Here is a 1,715-nt window from a genome sequence, read left to right as displayed (position 1 = left end):
CGGCCCCCCCCGCCCGCCCCCCTCCCCGCCGCGCCCCCCCCCCGCCCGCCGGGGGGGGGGGGCGTGGGCTCCGCGACCGGATCCGGCGCTCAGCCGGTGTACTGGGCGAAGATCTTCGCGAATTCGTACGGCTGCTGCGGGATGTTGGTGCACTTGTAGAGGCCGCCGCCGGTGCAGGCGTTGGCGTCCCGGGTGGCGTCCCAGAAGGCCAGCGTGCCGAGGTGGTGCTGGCGGGCGAAGGCGACCAGCTGCTGGGCGTCGGCCTGGTTGTAGATCTGGTGGTCGTCGTTCTCGCCGAGCATCGGGGTGACCCCGACCATGGCCCACAGCCGGGCGTCGCTCCTGGCCGGGTACAGCGCCTTCAGCTGGCCGTACAGGGACTGCGCGGCCTGGACGGCGGCGTCGCCGTAGTCGGTGCCGGCGCGGTAGTAGTCCATCGCCATGACGTTGACGACGTCGACGTCCACGCCCGCGTCCCGGGCGGAGCGGACGATGGCGACGCCCTCGCTGGTCAGGCCCTCGGGGAGGACCGGCAGGGTGAAGGAGATCCTCAGTCCGGGGTGGGCCTTCTGCAGCTTGGCGAGGGCGGCCGAGCGGCGCTCGTTGGCGACGGTGTCGGCGATCGCCGCGCCCTCGATGTCGAAGTCGACGTAGCGCAGGTCGTAGGCGTTGACGACGGCGTCGTACTCGGCGAACAGGGGGTCGACGCCGGTGCAGGCGGCGGCGAGCTCGGTGCCGCTGGCGCCGCCGAAGGAGAGCTTGACGTCGCCGCCGGCCGCGCGCAGCGCGTCGATCTGGTCCTTCGCCCAACCGGTGCGCGGGTCGTAGGCGTTGAACCAGCTGGCCTTGCAGCCGACGGCGGTGACGAAGCCCATCGTGAAGGCCTTGAGGTTGCCGGACCTGGCCATCGCGGGCATCGACGGGGTGGGCCAGGCGCCCATGTCGATGTACGGGGCCACCGGCAGGGCGACGTTCGGCGCCGGGGTGGTCGGGCCGCCGGTCGGGGGAACGGTGGTGGGCGGCGCGGTGGTCGGCGGCGTCGTGGTGGGCGGCGTCGTGGTGGGCGGGGGCGTGCTCGGGGTGCCGCCGGGGCCGGTGAGGGTGACGTCGTCGGCGAGGTAGGCGCCCTGGCCGTACCAGCCGTGCAGGTAGACGTCGACGCTGGTGGTTGCGGCGCCGGTGGTGAAGGTGGCGGTCAGCTGCTGCCAGCCGGCGCCGCCGGGCGTCCAGACGGCCGGGTCGGTGACGCCGGTGCCGGTCGCGCCGAGGTACACGTACTGGCCCTGGACCCAGGCGCTCAGCGTGTACGTGGTGTTGGGCCTGACCGCGACGCTCTGGCCGCACTGCGCGGTGCCCGCGCCGGAGACCTCGCCGCGCAGTGCGTAGGAGCCGCTGTGCGCACCGGAGTTCACCACGCTGCCGGCCGCGCCGGTACAGCTCCAGGTGCCCAGCGCGCCGCTCTCGAACCCGGGGTTGCCGAGCAGGTTGCCGTCGGCGGCGCCGGCGTTCGTGGCCACGGCGGCGAGGCCGCCACCGGCCAGGACGACGGCGGTGGCGAGGCCGAGCGCCTTGGTGCGGAGGACCGGGCGGCGGTGCCGGGCAGCGGTGTCGTGGGGCGCGCGTGGCATGGGGGTGCCTCTCGGGGACGGGAGTCCGCCGCCCGCCCCACCACGGGGGGGGATGCGGGCGGGCGGGCGCGGGGGGGGGGTGGTGAC

General features: G+C 75.3%; 1 protein-coding gene. It reads right to left on the bottom strand.

Going from position 1 to position 1,715, the window contains the following annotated elements; all coding sequences use genetic code 11:
• Positions 1–89: 89 nt before the first annotated feature.
• Positions 90–1,628, bottom strand: coding sequence for a carbohydrate binding domain-containing protein (locus tag ACFXAM_RS38680; RefSeq protein ID WP_380298619.1), 1,539 nt, complete (start codon positions 1,626–1,628; stop codon positions 90–92).
• Positions 1,629–1,715: the final 87 nt, after the last annotated feature.

Origin of the sequence: Kitasatospora sp. NPDC059462, from assembly GCF_042749955.1 — a bacterium.
Lineage (GTDB): Bacteria > Actinomycetota > Actinomycetes > Streptomycetales > Streptomycetaceae > Kitasatospora.
Note: the sequence above shows the minus strand (reverse complement) of the source record. Positions and strands in the feature narration are given on the sequence as shown.

What these genes read in the sequence shown, in the direction of transcription:
- ACFXAM_RS38680 (WP_380298619.1), bottom strand. Translation starts at nt 1,628, where the DNA reads ATGCCACGCGCGCCCCACGACACCGCTGCCCGGCACCGCCGCCCGGTC.